Origin of the sequence: Proteus mirabilis HI4320, from assembly GCF_000069965.1 — a bacterium.
GTDB lineage: Bacteria > Pseudomonadota > Gammaproteobacteria > Enterobacterales > Enterobacteriaceae > Proteus > Proteus mirabilis.
In genome coordinates this window covers 3,968,054-3,986,763 of record NC_010554.1, presented here as the reverse complement: position 1 = coordinate 3,986,763, position 18,710 = coordinate 3,968,054, and the positions used below count along the sequence as shown (strand labels likewise).

Sequence of the window (18,710 nt, the reverse complement as noted above, 5' to 3'; positions counted from 1 at the left end):
CTATGAAACAAAGTCTGCAACTTCGTCTTAGTCAGCAATTGGCCATGACGCCACAGCTCCAACAGGCTATTCGTTTGTTGCAACTTTCTACGCTTGAATTACAACAAGAAATTCAACAAGCCCTTGAATCTAACCCATTGCTTGAACAAGAAGACGATCAAGCGGATGTAACGCATTCTGATAGCTCATCAACACAAGAGAGTGATGATAGTACACCAGACAATGAGCGTGATAATGAGGTGTTAGATACCCTAGATGCACTAGAGCAAAAGGAGATGCCTGACGATCTTCCTCTCGATACCCAATGGGAAGAAATTTACACCGCAGGCACCCCTTCAGGCACCAGTAATGATTATGCGGCTGATGAATTACCACTCTATCAAGGTGAAACCACGGCTTCACTGCAAGATTACCTAACTTGGCAAGCTGACCTAACACCTTTTACTGATACTGATCGTGCTATCGCGACAAGCATTATTGATGCTGTCGATGAAACAGGATATTTAACAGTTTCAACAGATGACATTCTTGCCGGAATGGGTGATGATGAGTTAGAGCTTGATGAGATTGAAGCGGTATTAAAGCGTATTCAACGCTTTGATCCCGTAGGTGTCGCTGCCAGAGACTTAAAAGAGTGTCTGTTAATTCAATTGTCGACATTTCCAACTAATACACCTTATTTGAAAGAGACTCAACTTGTTATTGAGCACTATTTAGCGTTATTAGGTAATCGTGATTTTCGCCAATTAATGCGTCACACTAAGCTACGTGAAGAGACATTAAAAGTAGTGATTGAGACCATTCAATCTCTTGATCCAAAACCGGGTTTAAGTATTGATACAGAGGAATCACAGTATGTTATTCCTGATGTACTGGTAAAAAAATCAGGAGAACACTGGCAAGTTGAGTTAAATACGGATAGCATTCCCCGCCTACGCATAAATGAGACTTATGCAGCGCTTGGGCAATCAGCTCAAAACGAAAGCGATGGGAAATTTATTCGTGACAATTTACAAGAGGCTAAATGGCTGATAAAAAGCTTAGAAAGCCGTAATGAGACATTATTAAAAGTCGCTCATTGCATTGTTGACACACAGCAGGCGTTTTTCGAATTCGGTGAAGAGCATATGAAACCCCTTGTTTTGGCCGATATTGCAGAACAGGTTGAGATGCACGAGTCCACCATTTCTCGCGTTACAACGCAAAAATATTTGCATTGTCCTCGGGGAATTTTCGAATTGAAGTATTTTTTCTCAAGCCACGTAAATACTGATAACGGAGGTGAAGCCTCTTCAACAGCAATTCGGGCTTTAGTGAAGAAACTAATCGCAGCAGAAAACCCAGCGAAACCACTAAGTGATAGTAAACTGGCAAATATGCTCGCCGAGCTTGGTATACAGGTTGCTCGACGAACTGTTGCGAAATATAGAGAGTCATTATCCATCCCGCCTTCAAATCAACGTAAAGAGTTGGTTTGAGCATAATTGAGAAGGAAGACACTATGGAACTTCAAATCACTGGTCATAATATTGAATTAACTGATGCTCTGCGTGATACCGTCAAAGCAAAAAGCGCTAAATTACCTCAGTTCTTTGACAAAATTAATAACGTCCAAGTTATCCTCAAAGTCGAAAAAGTGACTAAAATTGCGGAAGCGACGATTCAAGTAAATGGCGGTGAATTACATGCCTCTGCGGAAGCAGAAGATATGTACGCAGCAATTGATGGATTAATGGATAAACTGGCTCGTCAATTAACCAAACACAAAGATAAACTGAGACAACATTAATTCATTTCCCATTGTAAAATGGGAATACAATCGGCGATGTTAGGGTGTTATTGATGTCGCGTTTGTTCAATTAAAAACAGCGCCTAAATAATCCGCTAACAAAAACCAGATGTCACTCTGTGGCATCTGGTTTGCTGGTCTAAGTGAATAAGACAATGAACAACGATACAAAGATGAATATTAGCGACGTACTTACTCTGGCATGTACACATAACAATGTGCATTGCACAAGTAAAAAACGCGCGTTAGAAATTATCAGTGAGAATGCAGCTCAAGCACTGAATTTACCAGAAACACTGATTTTTGAGGCTTTATTAACGCGTGAAAAAGTCGGTACAACAGGGATAGGGGGTGGATTGGCTATCCCTCATGGGCGTATTGAAAGTGATGAAACTGAAAAAGTTGTTGGTGTGTTTCTTCACCTAAGCGAGCCTATTGCCTTCGACGCTATTGATAATCAACCTGTCGATTTGTTGTTTGCATTACTCGTTCCTGCAACACAATGTAAGGAACATTTACACACACTGTCTTTGATTGCAAAACAGTTGGCTGACAAAAATTTATGTCGCCGACTACGCTCCGCACAAAGTGATGAAGAGCTTTATCAGATTATCACAGAATAAACCTAATGGGTTTGGGTTTATCAGGACGCGAATAGCATACAGTGGAATGATATTCATCACTGGGAAATTAAGGGGAGCTACCTCATGGTGCTGATGATAGTCAGCGGACGCTCTGGTTCAGGTAAGTCAGTCGCTTTGCGTGCGCTTGAGGACATGGGATTTTATTGTGTTGATAACTTACCTGTCGATCTGTTACCGGAGCTTGCGAAAACACTGGCTGAGCGTGATGCTGCCGCTGCCGCAGTCAGTATTGACGTACGTAATATGCCAGAATCACCGGAGATTTTCGAAAAGGCGCTGGAAAGTTTACCCGCGGAATATTCTCCACAACTGTTATTTTTAGATGCTGATAGAAATACGCTGATCCGCCGTTATAGTGATACTCGACGCCTACACCCTCTTTCAACGAAAAACCTCTCGCTAGAAATGGCGATTGATACAGAGAGTGATCTGCTCGAACCTTTACGATCACGGGCTGACCTGATTATTGATACCTCAGAGATGTCCGTGCATGAATTAGCCGAAATGCTACGTACACGCTTACTCGGTAAACGTGAACGCGAATTGACCATGGTATTTGAGTCTTTCGGTTTTAAACATGGTATTCCTATCGATGCTGATTATGTCTTTGATGTACGATTTTTACCTAATCCCCACTGGGATCCCAAATTACGCCCAATGACGGGGTTAGATCGTCCAGTCGCAGCCTTCCTCGATCGCCATACCGAAGTGCATAACTTTATTTATCAAACAAGAAGTTATCTAGAACTTTGGCTACCGATGTTAGAGACGAATAATCGTAGTTACCTAACTGTTGCTATTGGTTGTACTGGCGGCAAACATCGTTCTGTTTACGTGGCTGAACAACTGGCTGACTATTTCCGCTCTAGAGGGAAAAACGTACAATCACGCCATAGAACACTTGAAAAGCGCAAATGACCCAATATCGACGCGTAGCGATAAAAAACCGTTTAGGCATGCATGCAAGGCCTGCCATGAAATTGTTTGATTTGGTCAATACATTTCAATCAACGGTGACGTTACGTAACCATGAAGGCGTTGAGGCGCAAGCAGATAGTGTGATTGCGATGTTGATGTTAGATTCCGAACAAGGCAGTCACATCGATATAGAAGCCAGTGGCTGTGATGAAAAAGAAGCGATTGATGCGATTATTGCATTATTTGAATCAGGGTTTGATGAAGATTAATTCTAATTAAAAACAATAGATTAGCATTTCTTAACAAAAATCCCAGAAAGAGACTGTGATCACTGCCTCTTTCTTTTTGCTACAGAACCGCCTATTATCTTACATAGAGTTTAACAACACCCCCACCTAATCCGTGGGGGTGTTGTTTTGCATTGGAACAAATTGGAGTGTGGTATGACAAAGCCAACAATTATCATCAATGAACTTGATGCAGAACGTTTAGATTCATTACTAGAGCAACCTGCCTTTGCAGACAGCCCAATTGCAGAAGCTTTAAATGAAGAGTTAGATCGTGCTGACATTGTTACACCAGCTGATATCCCTGCTAACATCGTCACCATGAACAGCAAAGTCCGTTTTATGGACTTAAAAAATAATGAAGAGCGTATTCGTACTTTAGTTTACCCTGCTTCATTAAAAGATAGTGCGACTGAATTATCAGTCATGGCGCCAATGGGGGCTGCACTATTAGGTTTAGCTATCAATGATGAGATCAGTTGGCAGCTTCCTAATGGCCTTGAAACTAAGGTCAAAGTATTAGAAATTCTCTACCAACCTGAAGCTGCTGGTGAATTACACCGTTAAGCAATGCTGAAGGTTCGCGTGTTATTTTTTATCTTATTAACGTAATAAAATACAAGTAAGCGCGATATCTCAGCCCACTTATGGGCTGAGATTAAAGGTAAGGTGCTACTGACCTGCGATACTCATTTCTGGTAATAGTAGCGATCCACACTGAATATTACTGCGGGTTTCAATATCATCACCTATTGTGGCAATATTCGCCCACATCTCTTTCAAGTTACCGGCAATAGTCACTTCACTCACTGGATACTGAATTTCACCATTTTCGACCCAGAAACCGCTCGCACCACGGGAATAATCACCCGTCACCGTGCTAACCCCTTGTCCCATTAATTCAGTGACCACAAGCCCTGTGCCCATCTCTTTTAACAACTCATCAAAGGAGAGACCTTGCCCTGGGATACGCCAGTTATGAATGCCCCCCGCATGTCCATTGCTTTTTAACCCTAATTTTCTTGCGGAATAGCTAGTAAGGAGCCACTCTTGCAGTACCCCATCTTTAATAATATCTGCATCTGATGTGCGTACCCCTTCACTATCAAAAGGCGTTGATGCTAATCCTCCCACAATATGTGGACGCTCTTGAATATTTAACCATTGAGGGAAAATCTGTTTTCCTAAGCTATCTAACAAACAAGATGACTCACGGTAGATCATGCTACCACTGATGGCTGCCACTAAATGACCGAAGATCCCCGTTGCTACTTCCGCTGAGAAGAGAACAGGCGCTTTCATGGTGGATAATTTACGGGGAGCTAGACGAGATAAGGTACGGCGTGCACACTCTTGTCCTACCCATTCAGGAGATTGTAATGCCTCAAAACGGCGACTAATGGTATAGGCATAATCGCGCTCCATATCCTCACCCTCACGAGCGATAACGCAACTCGACATTGAATAACGAGATGAAGAGTAGCTTTTTAATAAACCAAGGCTGTTACCAAAGACACGAGTTCCACTATGACTATTAAAGCTTCCCCCTTCGGTATTGACGATACGGCTATCACTGTCTAATGCAGCTTGCTCCGCACGAGACGCCAGCTCAATCGCTTTATCTGCTGTTATGTCTGTTGGGTGGTAGAGATCAAGAAAAGGGGCATCGAAGGCTAACAGGGCTTTATCAGCAGGCCCTGCATAAGGATCAACAGAAGTGTAGCGCGCAATATCTACTGCCGCTTGTACTGCACGTTTAATCGCATCAGGACTTAAATCTGTAGAAGATGCACTCCCTTTACGTTGTTGCTGATAGACGGTGATCCCTAATGCACCATCACTATTAAATTCAACATTTTCTACTTCACCATAGCGTGTACTAACGCTTATGCCTGTTGATTTATTAATTGCAACTTCTGCACCGTCACACTGTTTTGCGGCGATCTCCAGTGCAAGAGAAACTGCCTCTTCCAGCTGTTTTACCTGATCTGTATTATTCATTGAGAACCATTTTCCTAAGGAGAACATCACTTTTTACTTATTTTTGCTAAAGTAAATCAATTGACAGGTGGTCAACAAGCGATTTTCCCAGTTACAATAGAAGATATATGAATGTTATCACCCGTCGGGCTTTTGGTCATTCACCAAATCACACTCCCGGCTTACTCTGCAACAGGAATTTTTATTATGGCAAAGCAGCCAGAAGAGTGGCACTACCTCAATCCTGAATTTGACAATACACCGTTAGAAGAGGAAGAAGAGGAAGAGATCATTTGGGTCAGCAAAAGTGAAATTAAACGTGATGCTGAAGCGTTAAAGAAATTAGGCACCGAACTTGTTGAGTTAAGTGCTCAAGAGCTTGAACGTGTTCCTCTTGATGAAAAACTACTCGCTTCAATTAAATTGGCGCAAAAGGTACAACGCGAAGCGCGTCGTCGCCAAATTCAATATATCGGTAAGTTACTCCGTAATGTTGATGAAGAGCCGATCCGCCAAGCACTAGATAAACTAAAAAATCGCCATAATCAGCAAATTTTAGTGTTACATAAACTAGAAGATCTGCGTACACGTCTGATTGACGGTGGTAATGAAGTGATTGAGGAAGTGGTAGCGCTTTATCCTATGGCCGATCGCCAGCAATTACGCACACTTATTCGTAATGCTAAAAAAGAGAAAGAAGCCAATAAACCGCCAAAATCATTCCGCTTATTGTTTCAATATCTAAAAGATCTCTCAGAGTCAGCTTAACGACTGATGCTCCTGAAAACGCAGTGCTAAATCATGATACCACTGCGGTTTTCAGGATACCTTGTAATACTTATGGGCTTTCAGCTAGCTCTACTTGGCTTTTTTATGTTCACAATGAAAGCGAAATAGGTCTTTACCGAGCGTCTCTTGCGCTTCTTGCATTATCTCAATAATGGGCTGGAAGGTGCGGGAATGATGCGGTGCATGTCTGAAAACAATATTAACAGGCAATTCAATTTCTCCTGTTAATACATCCCATAACGCATCAAGATTATTACCAAATGCTTCATCCAATTGAAATTGCTGAGCAAACTGATGATAAAAAGCATCTCGATCCGCCAATGTGCTGAAATCAAAAATAATCTGTTTCATTAAGGTGCAACTCTTTGCATGGTACGGTAATGATCGGTGGTTAAATAAATTAATCCATCATTAGAATATAGCAGGCGATCGCTACCACGATGTCCACATTGATAATTGACATCTGCTTCAAACCATTGACGCCCTGCTTCTTCAGGTAACTGTTTTTCACGGTTCATAAAGCGATCACCACCAATCGCCCGTCCTGGTAAAACGTCACATAAATTGCCCGCTTTCGCATTCCAACCTTTAGCTCGAGCCTCTTTTTTGCTGATATAAAAATCAGGTAAGCGAGCGTGTTGTTGCAAATAATCAGCCACTTTATTGGCTTGGGTCTTTTCATCAATTGCTAAAGGACGTTGAGACTCAGGCTGACTGATTGAACTCTTTGACGATGTAGATGTTGTTGATGTAGGAGGCGCTGTTGCTGGTATCTGCGTTTCAGGTACTAATCCTTTATACAGAACAAAAAATAAAACAGCCACAACAATAAGAACAGGGAATAGACGTTTGCCCATAAATAGCTCCATTTACTCACTTAAATAGAAACTCCATCATAGCGATGGAGTTTTATTGGGGTAATTTGTATAAATAGATAACAATAACAACTGTTAAGCAGTACCACCAACGGTTAACTTATCCAATTTCAGTGTCGGTTGCCCAACCCCTACTGGTAAGCTTTGCCCCTCTTTGCCACACACCCCGACACCTTTATCTAATGCGAGATCATTACCCACCATAGAAACTTGTTGCATCGCTTCAATACCTGAACCAATCAAGGTTGCGCCTTTAATTGGTTTAGTAATTTTACCCTTTTCAATTAAATAGGCTTCTGAAGTTGAGAAAACAAACTTACCGGAGGTAATATCAACTTGCCCACCACCAAAGTTTGGCGCATAAATACCGCGATCGACACTGGCGATGATCTCTTCAGGAGAAGATTTACCCGCAAGCATATAGGTGTTGGTCATACGTGGCATTGGCAAATGTGCATAGGATTCACGACGCCCATTGCCCGTCGGTTTTACCCCCATTAAACGCGCATTCATCTTATCTTGCATATAGCCTTTTAAGATGCCATTTTCGATTAATACGTTGTATTGGCCTGGTACGCCTTCATCATCAATCGCCACGGAGCCTCGTCGGCCTTCAATTGAACCATCATCCACGATAGTACATAACTCAGAAGTTACCTTATCGCCAATACGCCCAGAGAATACCGATGTTTGACGACGATTAAAATCACCTTCTAAACCATGTCCAACAGCTTCATGTAATAAAACACCGGGCCATCCGGCGCCTAAAACCACAGGCATTGTACCTGCTGGTGCAGCAATAGCCGATAAATTAACTAATGCCATGCGTACCGCTTCACGGGCATAAGTCGCTGCATGGGTTTCGCCATTTTCTTTAGTCAGAAAATAATCATAACCAAAACGACCACCGCCACCACTCGAACCACGTTCACGTTTACCGTCATCTTCGACCAGTACGCTTACTGAAAGACGTACAAGAGGACGCACATCCGCCGCTAAAGTACCATCCGTTGCAGCAACTAGCACATGCTCATACACTCCCGTTAATGAGGCATTGACTTGTTTAACACGTTTATCTTCAGCCCGTGCCACACGATCAACGTCATGTAATAGTGCTATTTTTTCTTCACGAGACAAACTTTGTAATGGATCATTTAGGTTGTATAACGGAGTATGTTGAATAGCACCCAGTGTATGGATCTGCCCATTGCCTTGTGCTTGCACAATACTACGCGCAGCATGAGCACTTTGGTTAAGTGCGTTGAGTGTTAATTGGTCTGCATAAGCAAAACCTGTTTTTTCACCATAAATCGCTCTAACGCCAACCCCTTGGTCAATATTGTAAGAGCCATCTTTAATTATCTGATCATCTAATATCCATGCTTCGTGGTAGCTTGATTGAAAATAAAGATCACCATAATCAATTTGACGCTGTGCAAGCTGCTCTAGTGTCGATGCTAAATCATCTAAACTCAGGTTGTTCGCTTCCAACAGACTTTCGCTGACAACAGCTAAACTCATAATTCTTTTTTATCCTTAACTTTTTTTATTAAGTGTGTCAGTTTCGGGCGAAAGCGATTATGTTTCACAACCCGTATCTGTTCACGCATACCTTCTAAACTATCGACTCGAATATTGAGCGTTAGGGCACTGACCGCATCAGGGTTCTTTTTCAATACTTTCCCCCAACCATCCACTGCCATTGTATGACCCCATGTGCGACGAGCATCATGGGTACCGACTTGAGCCGGTGCCAAAATAATACACTGATTTTCAATAGCCCGCGCGCGTAACAATGGCTCCCAGTGCGCTTTACCTGTTAAACGAGTAAAGGCTGCCGGTACAGAAATAATTTCAGCACCTTTTTCTCTTAATGCTTGGAAAAGACCGGGAAAACGTAAATCATAACAAATCGTTAAACCTAATTTCCCCACAGGTGTATCCACTACAGTCAAGCGTTCACCACGTTGATAAATGGCTGATTCATTATATTCGCCTTGTTCATCATCAATGTTCACATCAAACATATGAATTTTGTCATAACGAGCGCGGATCACCCCTTCATCATCAAAAACTAAACTACTACTGGTGATCTGCTCAGGAGAATCTCGGCTAATCAATGGCATTGAACCCACTAAGATCCACACCTTATAGCGCTGCGCCATATTAGCAATCGCATCTTGTAATGGCCCTTTCCCCTGAATTTCAGCATGTTTATGATAATCTTTTGCGCTGGAGAAAAGTAATGCATTTTCAGGCGTTAATACAAGCTTGACTGAATCGGGGAGTTGCTTAATCTGTTGCTCTATTTGCGCCAGATTATTTTTTATATTTTTTCCGCTACAAAGCTGCAAAAGTGCGACATTAACTTTTTTCATAACGCCTGATCCTCCTTAAGTTGACGCAGTACTTCGTCAATCTTGGGTTGTTCTACCGTTCCGGTAACATGATAACGTATAACTGAAATCTTACTCCAAAGTGGCCCCAGTACTTTTGAAGCTGCAAATACAGCAGCACCAGCGATGGGGTTAATAGCAAATGCGGTAGCAACGCCTACTGTAGCTGATATTTCAGGAGTTACCACTACTTGTAAGTCCATTTTACGCGCCAACAGATCCACTTGACCTTTTATAGCAATATCGGCAATAACACCATCTACAGCAACACTTTTCGCGTTTAAAACACCTTGTTTAATCGTCAAATCACCTTTAATGGAATCATACTCAAAATTATCACTAAAAGTATCTCTAAAGTCGAATTGCAACTTACGTAACAGGGCATCAAAACTGACTAGACGTAATAATTTTCCCGCTTGCCCAACATCCACCTTTTCAATACGCCCTTTTCCAAGAGAAGCATTCACTTCACCATTGAGTGTTTTTAGATCAAAATTCCAAGGGGTATTGTGCCACTGCAGTGAGAAATCTGCCGTAAGTGGTGACTGAACAATCGGAATGATATAACCAAAGTAAGCCGCCATTTCATCGACTTCCGGTGCCGTTAGTTTACCTGCCAACTTAGTGATACTGTTGCCTAAACTATCTTCTGACCACACACCACTCACAGATAGCTCGCCACTGCTATTTTTAAGCTTACCTGCAGTTAACAATAATGCTCCGTCACGAGGCTGTATTGCACCTTCAATATTCCCTAGTAATAATCCATTCACCCAACACTCTTGGCAGGCGAAATTGATAGCAGGAATATCTTTAAGTGAAAATTGAACTGCTTTTTTGGCATCAGGCACATTTGCCATTTTTAAGGATTTATTTTCTTCTGTTGGGCTAGCGCCATTAAAATAGAGATAGGTAATATTCACCTGCCAAGGTTGTGCCGTATTGGGTACAAATAAGTCACCTCGTAACTCACTCCCTGAGAAGGATAATTTTACACCATCATCAGCACGCATAATTTCTGTTTGTGGCGCAATCCATTGCTGACCAGCAAAATTAAGTTCAGGCAGACTAATATGAATATTGGTAGGGAAACGTATCGCGTTTTCAGAAGGGGCTAATGATGAAAAAGCCATTAAAGTAGGTAGCCATTTATCGCCTTGCAATCCCTGCAAAGCAATAGTCAATCGTGATTGATCATTTAATTGAGGTAGTGTGAGCGAGGAAGAGACTAAATTACCTTGTAATAGACGTAATGGTTCACCTAACGCCCATTCACTATTTAATGACCACTGATCTTGTGCATCGGCACTAACGTTAAGTTTTTCACTATTCCCTTTTGCTGAAATCACAATGGGGGAAGCGTTTTTAAAGTCATCGGTACTTGGCGCAGCTAACTGACTTTGTAGCGCATTCACTTGTCCGGTCAGATCCACTTGATAATTAACATCCGCTGTTTCTGGAATATTAACACTCACCGCGCCATGCCAAGGTAAAAAACCGCTTAATTTATGTTGTATATCATTAGGTAATCCCTTAATTTTCCCGATATCCCATTGTCCTTTTAGATCAACACCAACTTGATAAGCATCCCGTTGATCACCACCAGCAAAAGAAAATGTCAGAGGTTGACCAAACCAATTCGCGGTTAAAGTATCACTCTCTAATTTATCATTATGGTAACGAAATTGTCCCGTAACACCTTCTAGGGTGGTATCCATAAAGGCTAATGTGACATCGTTATTGTTTAAGTTTACCTGACCAGAAGCGACCACCTGCTCGCCATCAAAAGGAATGTCGAGATGCAAACTCCCGTTAATTTTTCCAGCCACTTTTAGTATTTCAAGTGTATGACCAATCGTTGCCATTTGCGAAGCTAGAAAATACTCTTTTAAATCATCGCCCGTGGCTTCAATATCTGCATCAATAACAATTTTTTCTTTGTTATAGTCCTCAATAATCGCCGTCAAATTTTTAGCGGTGGCTTTACCAACCTGAACATTATCAGAGGACATCCATAAGCCGTTATTCTTAAAATTAAGATTAACATTAAGATCAAACAGTGCCGGCCATTCACTATCATATTTGAAGGTCGCCTGTTTTACTGGTGCATAGACTTGAAACCAACCATTATGTTGTTCAAAAGGGAAATCCCGCGGATCACCATGAAAAATAAACGTACCGTTTTTAACGTTTCCAGCAATAATCGCGTCAGAGAGATATTGTGTTAAATCTTTACCGACATATTTTTCAGGTAAATAGCGCCATGTCTCACCGGCATCGGTCACATTCACTCCCGAAAGAATAGACAGTTGTTGATGCTCTCCTTGTTTTTGATAACGAAAATCACCGGCAACCCAAGCGGAGGTGGCTTTTATATCAATCCCTTGACTCCATAACGACAGAGAATCTCCCTGATGCTGCCAGTAAACCGTACCAGTGCCTTTTTCTATATTAAGTGGCGCTTTAAAAAGCCCAGCAGTATCAATTTCACTGTTATTAAGCGCAAAATTAAGCGCTCCTTGCTGTAATGTGCCCTTTAAATGACCATTAAAATGTGCCACAGAAGGGATTTCTTGCCAGCGTTTCCAAGCAACATTTTGCCAACTGATATCAATGGCACTACGTTTAAAATCATCGGGGGCTAAATCAAGAGCAAATGAGTCGACCATGCCAGAAAATTGACGATACTGCCATTGGCGCACGACATCAGGCGTTAAAAAGGAGAACAAAGGCAATAACGCAGATAACCGTTCTAATTCAATATTTTTAGCACGGATACGCCAAGCTTCATCCTGTTGTTTTTCTTTAGGTTGATAAAGTACCGCTAAATAACCATCTGGCCATTCATCACCATCCATCGTTATTTTTCGGGTATAAGGGATATCAGCAAGCCAGCCATTTTCTTGGCGTCTCATACGTAGAATTAAATCTTCTACCTTTAATACATGTGTGCGCCCTTCATTACGCCAATCCATTTCACCTTGATGGATTTGTAACTGGCTACCCGTGATCCGCCCATTGCTGATCTCTATCCAATTAGATAGGCTGGCTTTCGCTTCACCAAGGCCACTGTTACTTTTAACCCATTGGCTTAACCAAGGGGAAATATCAACCTCATCAGCGGTGACAAACACCTGTCCTTTATCCAGTGCCCCCTGCTTTTTCGTATAGAGATCAAGACGTACTTTTAGTCCACCATAGTGATTTATTGGGGTATCTAAAGTAACTTCCCCTTGCGCACGATGGCGGTTTTTCTGATTGAGCCACATTAATTCGGGAATATGGAGCGTGCTAGTGTCACCAGAAGGTGATAAAAACACGAAACGGCTATCAACCAATTTAAATCGATCAAACTGTTTTAAGAAAATGGAAGAGATATCATCGGGTTCAGTGAAAGTAATATCACCATTTTGCCCAGTAAAAATAGGCTTTTTGTAATTTACTGCTAATTGTTCAAAGGTTAATTCACGAAAATAGAGTTGAAAATGAAGTAGTGAACGCCAAACATCAAAAGAGAAAGTGATCTGTTCAGCACTCACTTCAACACTGTTATTATCAATATACAGCCCAGTAATTTGGATATCAGGGCCAAAGTTTTGCCATTCTCCTTTCACCTGTGTCATGGTGACTGGGCTATTGAACTGTTTAGATAAATAGGTTTCAATTTCAGGGCGATAATTATCTAAACGAGGCAGAAAATAACGAAATCCACTTAATACTACGGCGAAAATAATCAGGCAAAAAAGGGTTATCAATAATAAAGATTTAGACAGCCGCTTCATTTAGTCTCCTTTCTGCCATCATATTTATTAGCAAGGCGAATCCATTACATCATCACCACATCAAACTGCTCCTGACTATAGAGTAGCTCAGTTTGCACTTTGACTTGCTTCCCAACAAAAATTTCCACTTCGGCTAAAGCATGTGATTCATCACCTTTTAGTGCTTCCACAACAGCGGGGGCGGCATAAACCAAAAAGCGATCTGCGTCTATGGTTTTATGAACACGAACAATTTCTCGTAATATTTCATAACATACCGTTTCAACTGATTTTACTGTACCACGGCCTTGGCAAGTAGGACAGTCATCACAAAGTACATGCTCGAGACTTTCACGGGTTCGTTTACGTGTCATCTCAACCAAACCTAATTGTGAAAAACCATTGATGGTCGTTTTCACGCGATCTTTGCTCAATGCTTGTTCTAAGGAAGCTAATACTCTACGGCGATGATCTTCATTACTCATATCAATAAAATCAATAATGATAATGCCGCCTAAATTACGTAATCTCAGTTGCCGCGCTATCGCCTGACTCGCCTCAACATTGGTATTAAAAATCGTCTCTTCTAAATTACGATGACCAACAAAAGCGCCCGTATTGATATCAATCGTTGTCATTGCTTCGGTTTGGTCGATAATCAGATAGCCTCCTGATTTTAACTCGACCTTTCGCTCTAACGCGCGCTGAATTTCACTTTCAACCCCGTAGAGATCGAAAATAGGTTGATTACCTTGGTGTAATTCAAGTTTAGCGGTTAATTCAGGAATATATTCACCAATAAACTCCTGTAATTGATGATAAGTTAATTTAGAGTCAACCCGAATGCTATCTAATTCAGCCCCTGCAAAATCACGTAAAATACGTTGTGCTAAAGCGAGCTCACCATAAATTTGAATACGCGTTTTATTTCTTTTTTTACGCTCAATGATTTTATTCCATAGGCGCTTTAAAAAAGCAGCATCTTGTTTTATTTCATGTTCGCCGACACCTTCAGCGGCAGTGCGAATAATAAACCCGCCATTTTCATCACAATACTCTTCTACCAAGCGTTTTAAGCGCTCACGTTCTTCTTCACTTTCAATACGTTGTGAAACACCCACATGAGAAGCCCCCGGCATAAACACCAAGTAACGTGATGGTAATGTGATATCTGTTGTAAGACGTGCCCCTTTTGTACCTAGAGGATCTTTCACCACTTGTACAATCAAGTCCTGACCTTGATGTACAAGTTGCGCAATATCACGAACATTAAATTTTTTCTGCTCTTCACCCGCGATACATTCCGTGTGAGGCATAATATCAGAAGCATGTAAAAAAGCGGCTTTCTCAAGCCCAATGTCAATAAATGCAGCTTGCATCCCAGGTAATACACGACTTACCCGACCTTTGTAGATGTTTCCGACAAGACCTCGTTTGGCTTCTCTTTCAACGTGGATCTCTTGTAGTATGCCCCCGCTGATATAGGCCACTCGGGTTTCAGAGGGAGTCACATTCACTAATAGCTCTGCTGTCATGAAATCTCCTTATCATTCGCTAGAGACAAAAATTGAGCTATCAATGCTTCGGTTTCAACAAGCGGTAAGCCGACAACAGCATGATAGCTACCCTCAATCCGTTGTACAAAACGGCCTCCTTTTCCCTGAATACCGTAAGCGCCAGCTTTATCCATTGGCTCTCCCGTTTCAATATACGCACTAATTTCACTTTCTGTCATCTTTCTAAAAGTCACATCCGTGACAACTAATTGGCTTATTGTTCGGGTTTTATCTGAAATAGCAATCGCCGTCATCACTTGGTGGGTTGCACCTGAAAGATTACTTAGCATTTGTGCTGCATGCGCTTTATCTCGTGGTTTTTCCAGAATACGACCTGCTTGAACCACGATAGTATCAGAGCCTAATACCGGATAGTCATTTGTCGCTTGACGTACCCCCTCTTGAGATTTCTCCCTCGCCAAACGGATAACATAATCTTCTGGTGCTTCACCTTGTTGCCAAATTTCATCAATTGCCGGTGTAATGGTGCTAAATTGAACATCCAACAGTGACAGAAGCTCTCGCCTTCTGGGGGAACTCGATGCAAGGTAAAGAGTGATCACAATAATATCCTCATGACGGTGACACAAAAATACCGTCATGATCCAGAGAGGTTAATGAACTGAAAACTGGTGACGGACTTTGCGAAGCAAAAAATAAAGCCATGGCCAAAGAATACCACTGACTGGACTATTCCAGAATACTTGTGGGTGAAAAGTCACGGGAGAAAGCAAAAATTCTGCCCAAAATACAGTAAGATCAACCACACCAATCGCTAACATTACCACTAATGCCTGTTGCCATAACGCTAAGTTACAAAATAATTGATATTTAAAGGCGATAACATAACTTACTAGGGTATAAGCCAACGCATTTACGCCTAATGTTGTCCCTTGCACTAAATCCATGCTCATCCCAAGAACAAATGCTGTTCCAACGCTAATACGATGAGGTAATGACGTTATCCAATAAATCAGAAACAACACTGGCCAAATAGGGCGATAAACTTCTAGTTGCTCAGGCCAAGGCATAATTTGTAACACCAAAGCTATTAGAAACGAGAGCCAAATAATCCAACGCCCACGGCTACGATAAGGATTGATTGTCACTATCTACCTCGATTCGTATTAGGTTGAGGTTTATTGTTTTCCGTTGGTGGTACTGGTGCTATATCACTTGGGGTGGCGCTATTTTCCGTTGGCTCTTGTGACATAGAACGAGGCAGTGGTGGCCCCGCTTGTTCATAGTTAGGCAGTACCTGTGGCATTAATTGCATCAAACGTTCATTGGCAGCACGGTAAACCTCTGAGGGTAACGGTGGCGCTTGTTTCTTCTCTGAGGCGTTCCATAATAGCAACAGATAACGTAAACGTTGTAATTCAGCAGAAGGTCGCACATTAATCACCGAATAAGCACGTTGATTATCGACTTTTACCGAAGAAACAACCCCAACAGGATAACCTTCAGGAAAGCGTCCCCCTAATCCTGAGGTGACTAACACATCCCCTACACGAATATCGATATTCGCAGGTAGTGCCTCTAACAGTAGATCATCCGCACACCCAGCCCCTGAGGCAATAACGCGAATATCATTACGTAATACTTGTACCGGTAATGCATGAGAGGTATCACAAATTAACAGTACTCGGCTGGTTAACTCACTTACGGCAATAACTTGTCCAACAACGCCTTTATCACTAATAACAGGCTGACCTTCATACACCCCATCATTAGTGCCTTTGTCTATCACCACTTGATCTCGATAAGGCGTACTATTACCAGACAACACTTGTGTTACCGTCATTTGTTCATTTTGACGTAAAGGTGAACCAAGTAATTCTCGTAAGCGGGCATTTTCTTGTTTAAATTGTTCCAGTAGCTGACTTTCACCACTGCGAACAAGAAGCTCTTTTCTTAGCGCTTGATTTTCAAATTGTAAACGTTCGCGAGTTGCAAAGGTTTCAGAGAGTTGATCAAGGAAACGACGAGGCCCATTTGCAAGAAAATAGAAAGGACTCACAGCAGTATCCAAATACTGACGGACTTTTGAAAAAGCACCTATGCGATTATCAGCAATTAACAACGATATCGCGATAATCACAGCGATTATTAATCTTAGTTGCAGGGAAGGCCCCCGACTAAAAATAGGCTTCATAAACTCTAAGATCACTCACACGGAGAAGTAAAAGAACAGGTGTTAATATTGTTATATTGTGATTAAGGGGGAATCCTTTCTCCCTTACTCGCACAATAATATTAATCTTCGCTAAATAGATCGCCACCGTGCATATCGATCATTTCTAATGCTTTACCACCACCACGAGCCACACAGGTAAGCGGATCTTCAGCCACAATAACAGGAATACCTGTTTCTTCCATTAATAAACGGTCTAAGTTACGTAACAGTGCCCCACCACCCGTTAAGACCATACCTCGTTCTGAAATATCAGAAGCAAGCTCTGGCGGACACTGTTCTAAGGCAACCATCACAGCACTTACAATACCTGTTAATGGCTCTTGTAAGGCTTCGAGGATCTCATTGGAATTTAAAGTAAAGCTACGTGGTACCCCTTCCGCTAAATTACGTCCACGTACTTCAATCTCATTTAATTCGTCTGAAGGATAAGCCGAGCCAATATCATGCTTAATACGCTCAGCGGTTGCTTCACCGATCAACGAACCGTAGTTACGACGTACATAGTTAATGATAGCTTCATCAAAACGGTCTCCCCCAATACGTACAGAAGAGGAATAAACCACACCATTTAATGAGATAACCGCAACTTCTGTAGTCCCACCACCAATATCAACGACCATTGAACCCGTCGCTTCAGATACTGGTAAACCTGCACCAATTGCAGCAGACATAGGTTCTTCAATTAAAAAGACCTCACGAGCACCCGCACTAAGTGCCGACTCGCGGATAGCCCTACGCTCAACTTGTGTCGCACCAACAGGTACACACACTAATACACGAGGGCTTGGACGCATAAAGCTGTTGTTATGAACCTGTTTTATGAAGTGTTGAAGCATTTTTTCGGTTACATAAAAATCAGCAATAACACCGTCTTTCATTGGACGAATAGCTGCGATATTCCCAGGTGTACGCCCTAGCATCTGTTTGGCTTCATGCCCGACGGCTGCAACACTTTTTGATGTACCTGCGCGATCTTGGCGGATCGCAACTACAGAAGGTTCATCGAGAACAATACCTTGTCCTTTGACATAAATCAGGGTATTGGCGGTACCCAAGTCAATAGACAGATCGTTGGAAAACATGCCACGAAATTTTTTAAACATACGAAAGGATAATCCTGCAAGCCGGGACGGAAAAATCCGTCTACTCTACCAACCACAATAAGCAGCGACAAGGCGCGATCCGCTACTTAGTTAAAAGTGGACACGTGAATAATCATAAAGGCACAATATTCTACGTTACTTTTCCCAATTGGAGCAGAAAAAAACTGCATAAAAATGGGCTAATTAAAACGATTAACGCATAAATTCGATCCTACGTAAGATTTATTTGACTTAATCACAATACAAATCACGTAGATATCGACAAAGAAAAATCTTACTTGGTTGCCACACTGTGACACAAAAGTAAGGGTTCAAGTTCAAATAAAATTTATTCATTTAATTATTCACATCAGCAATATCTATTTTCGATAACATTTACCCCATCATTTGATGAAGATAGCGATCATCATACTCA

18 protein-coding genes are annotated in these 18,710 nt (G+C 41.8%); 7 read left to right on the top strand and 11 right to left on the bottom strand.

Annotated elements, in window-relative coordinates; translation table 11 throughout:
* Positions 1–2: 2 nt before the first annotated feature.
* The 6 genes from rpoN to rnk all read left to right on the top strand — a co-directional run bounded on the left by rpoN (position 3) and on the right by rnk (position 4,205).
* On the top strand, positions 3–1,478 hold the full coding sequence (gene rpoN, locus PMI_RS18150) for an RNA polymerase factor sigma-54 (RefSeq protein WP_004248917.1): 1,476 nt from the start codon (positions 3–5) through the stop codon (positions 1,476–1,478).
* 23 nt (positions 1,479–1,501) lie between these two features.
* A complete protein-coding gene (gene hpf, locus PMI_RS18145; RefSeq protein ID WP_004248916.1) occupies positions 1,502–1,789 on the top strand; it encodes a ribosome hibernation promoting factor in 288 nt (95 codons plus the stop codon).
* 155 nt (positions 1,790–1,944) lie between these two features.
* Complete coding sequence (ptsN, locus tag PMI_RS18140; protein ID WP_004245307.1) at positions 1,945–2,412, top strand: PTS IIA-like nitrogen regulatory protein PtsN; 468 nt, start codon at positions 1,945–1,947, stop codon at positions 2,410–2,412.
* Positions 2,413–2,496: 84 nt separating this feature from the next.
* A complete protein-coding gene (gene rapZ, locus PMI_RS18135; protein ID WP_004245308.1) occupies positions 2,497–3,351 on the top strand; it encodes an RNase adapter RapZ in 855 nt (284 codons plus the stop codon).
* On the top strand, positions 3,348–3,620 hold the full coding sequence (npr, locus tag PMI_RS18130; protein WP_004245309.1) for a PTS phosphocarrier protein NPr: 273 nt from the start codon (positions 3,348–3,350) through the stop codon (positions 3,618–3,620). The genes rapZ and npr overlap by 4 nt, the downstream gene beginning before the upstream one ends.
* A gap of 174 nt (positions 3,621–3,794) precedes the next feature.
* Entirely contained in the window at positions 3,795–4,205 is a 411-nt protein-coding gene (rnk, locus tag PMI_RS18125; RefSeq protein WP_004245312.1) for a nucleoside diphosphate kinase regulator, read from the top strand.
* Positions 4,206–4,310: 105 nt separating this feature from the next.
* Here the strand turns inward: rnk and pmbA are convergent, their stop codons facing one another.
* Positions 4,311–5,639 (bottom strand): metalloprotease PmbA, encoded by a 1,329-nt coding sequence (gene pmbA / locus PMI_RS18120; protein ID WP_004248914.1) that lies wholly within the window; start codon positions 5,637–5,639, stop codon positions 4,311–4,313.
* A 186-nt stretch (positions 5,640–5,825) separates the two neighbouring features.
* Here pmbA and yjgA point away from each other — a divergent pair, with 186 nt between their 5' ends.
* Entirely contained in the window at positions 5,826–6,386 is a 561-nt protein-coding gene (yjgA, locus tag PMI_RS18115) for a ribosome biogenesis factor YjgA (RefSeq protein WP_004248913.1), read from the top strand.
* 90 nt (positions 6,387–6,476) lie between these two features.
* On the opposite strand, the gene PMI_RS18110 is transcribed toward yjgA, so the two are convergent.
* The 10 genes from PMI_RS18110 to mreB all read right to left on the bottom strand — a co-directional run bounded on the left by PMI_RS18110 (position 6,477) and on the right by mreB (position 18,295).
* Positions 6,477–6,758, bottom strand: coding sequence for a barstar family protein (locus tag PMI_RS18110; RefSeq protein ID WP_012368832.1), 282 nt, complete (start codon positions 6,756–6,758; stop codon positions 6,477–6,479).
* Positions 6,758–7,264, bottom strand: a complete 507-nt coding sequence (locus PMI_RS18105; RefSeq protein ID WP_012368831.1) for a ribonuclease — start codon at positions 7,262–7,264, stop codon at positions 6,758–6,760. The genes PMI_RS18110 and PMI_RS18105 overlap by 1 nt, the downstream gene beginning before the upstream one ends.
* A 93-nt stretch (positions 7,265–7,357) precedes the next feature.
* Positions 7,358–8,803: a metalloprotease TldD gene (gene tldD / locus PMI_RS18100; RefSeq protein ID WP_004245322.1), complete on the bottom strand. Its 1,446-nt coding sequence runs from the start codon at positions 8,801–8,803 to the stop codon at positions 7,358–7,360.
* Positions 8,800–9,660, bottom strand: coding sequence for a deaminated glutathione amidase (nit1, locus tag PMI_RS18095; protein WP_004245324.1), 861 nt, complete (start codon positions 9,658–9,660; stop codon positions 8,800–8,802). The genes tldD and nit1 overlap by 4 nt, the downstream gene beginning before the upstream one ends.
* Positions 9,657–13,460, bottom strand: coding sequence for an AsmA2 domain-containing protein YhdP (gene yhdP / locus PMI_RS18090; protein WP_012368830.1), 3,804 nt, complete (start codon positions 13,458–13,460; stop codon positions 9,657–9,659). Before yhdP ends, nit1 begins: the two co-directional genes overlap by 4 nt.
* Positions 13,461–13,504: 44 nt before the next feature.
* On the bottom strand, positions 13,505–14,974 hold the full coding sequence (gene rng, locus PMI_RS18085; protein WP_004245326.1) for a ribonuclease G: 1,470 nt from the start codon (positions 14,972–14,974) through the stop codon (positions 13,505–13,507).
* Entirely contained in the window at positions 14,971–15,558 is a 588-nt protein-coding gene (locus tag PMI_RS18080) for a Maf family protein (protein WP_004248907.1), read from the bottom strand. The genes rng and PMI_RS18080 overlap by 4 nt, the downstream gene beginning before the upstream one ends.
* A gap of 51 nt (positions 15,559–15,609) precedes the next feature.
* Complete coding sequence (gene mreD / locus PMI_RS18075; RefSeq protein ID WP_026164602.1) at positions 15,610–16,098, bottom strand: rod shape-determining protein MreD; 489 nt, start codon at positions 16,096–16,098, stop codon at positions 15,610–15,612.
* A 5-nt stretch (positions 16,099–16,103) separates the two neighbouring features.
* Positions 16,104–17,150: a rod shape-determining protein MreC gene (gene mreC / locus PMI_RS18070; RefSeq protein ID WP_004245329.1), complete on the bottom strand. Its 1,047-nt coding sequence runs from the start codon at positions 17,148–17,150 to the stop codon at positions 16,104–16,106.
* Between the two features lie 101 nt (positions 17,151–17,251).
* Entirely contained in the window at positions 17,252–18,295 is a 1,044-nt protein-coding gene (gene mreB / locus PMI_RS18065) for a rod shape-determining protein MreB (RefSeq protein WP_004245330.1), read from the bottom strand.
* Positions 18,296–18,710: the final 415 nt, after the last annotated feature.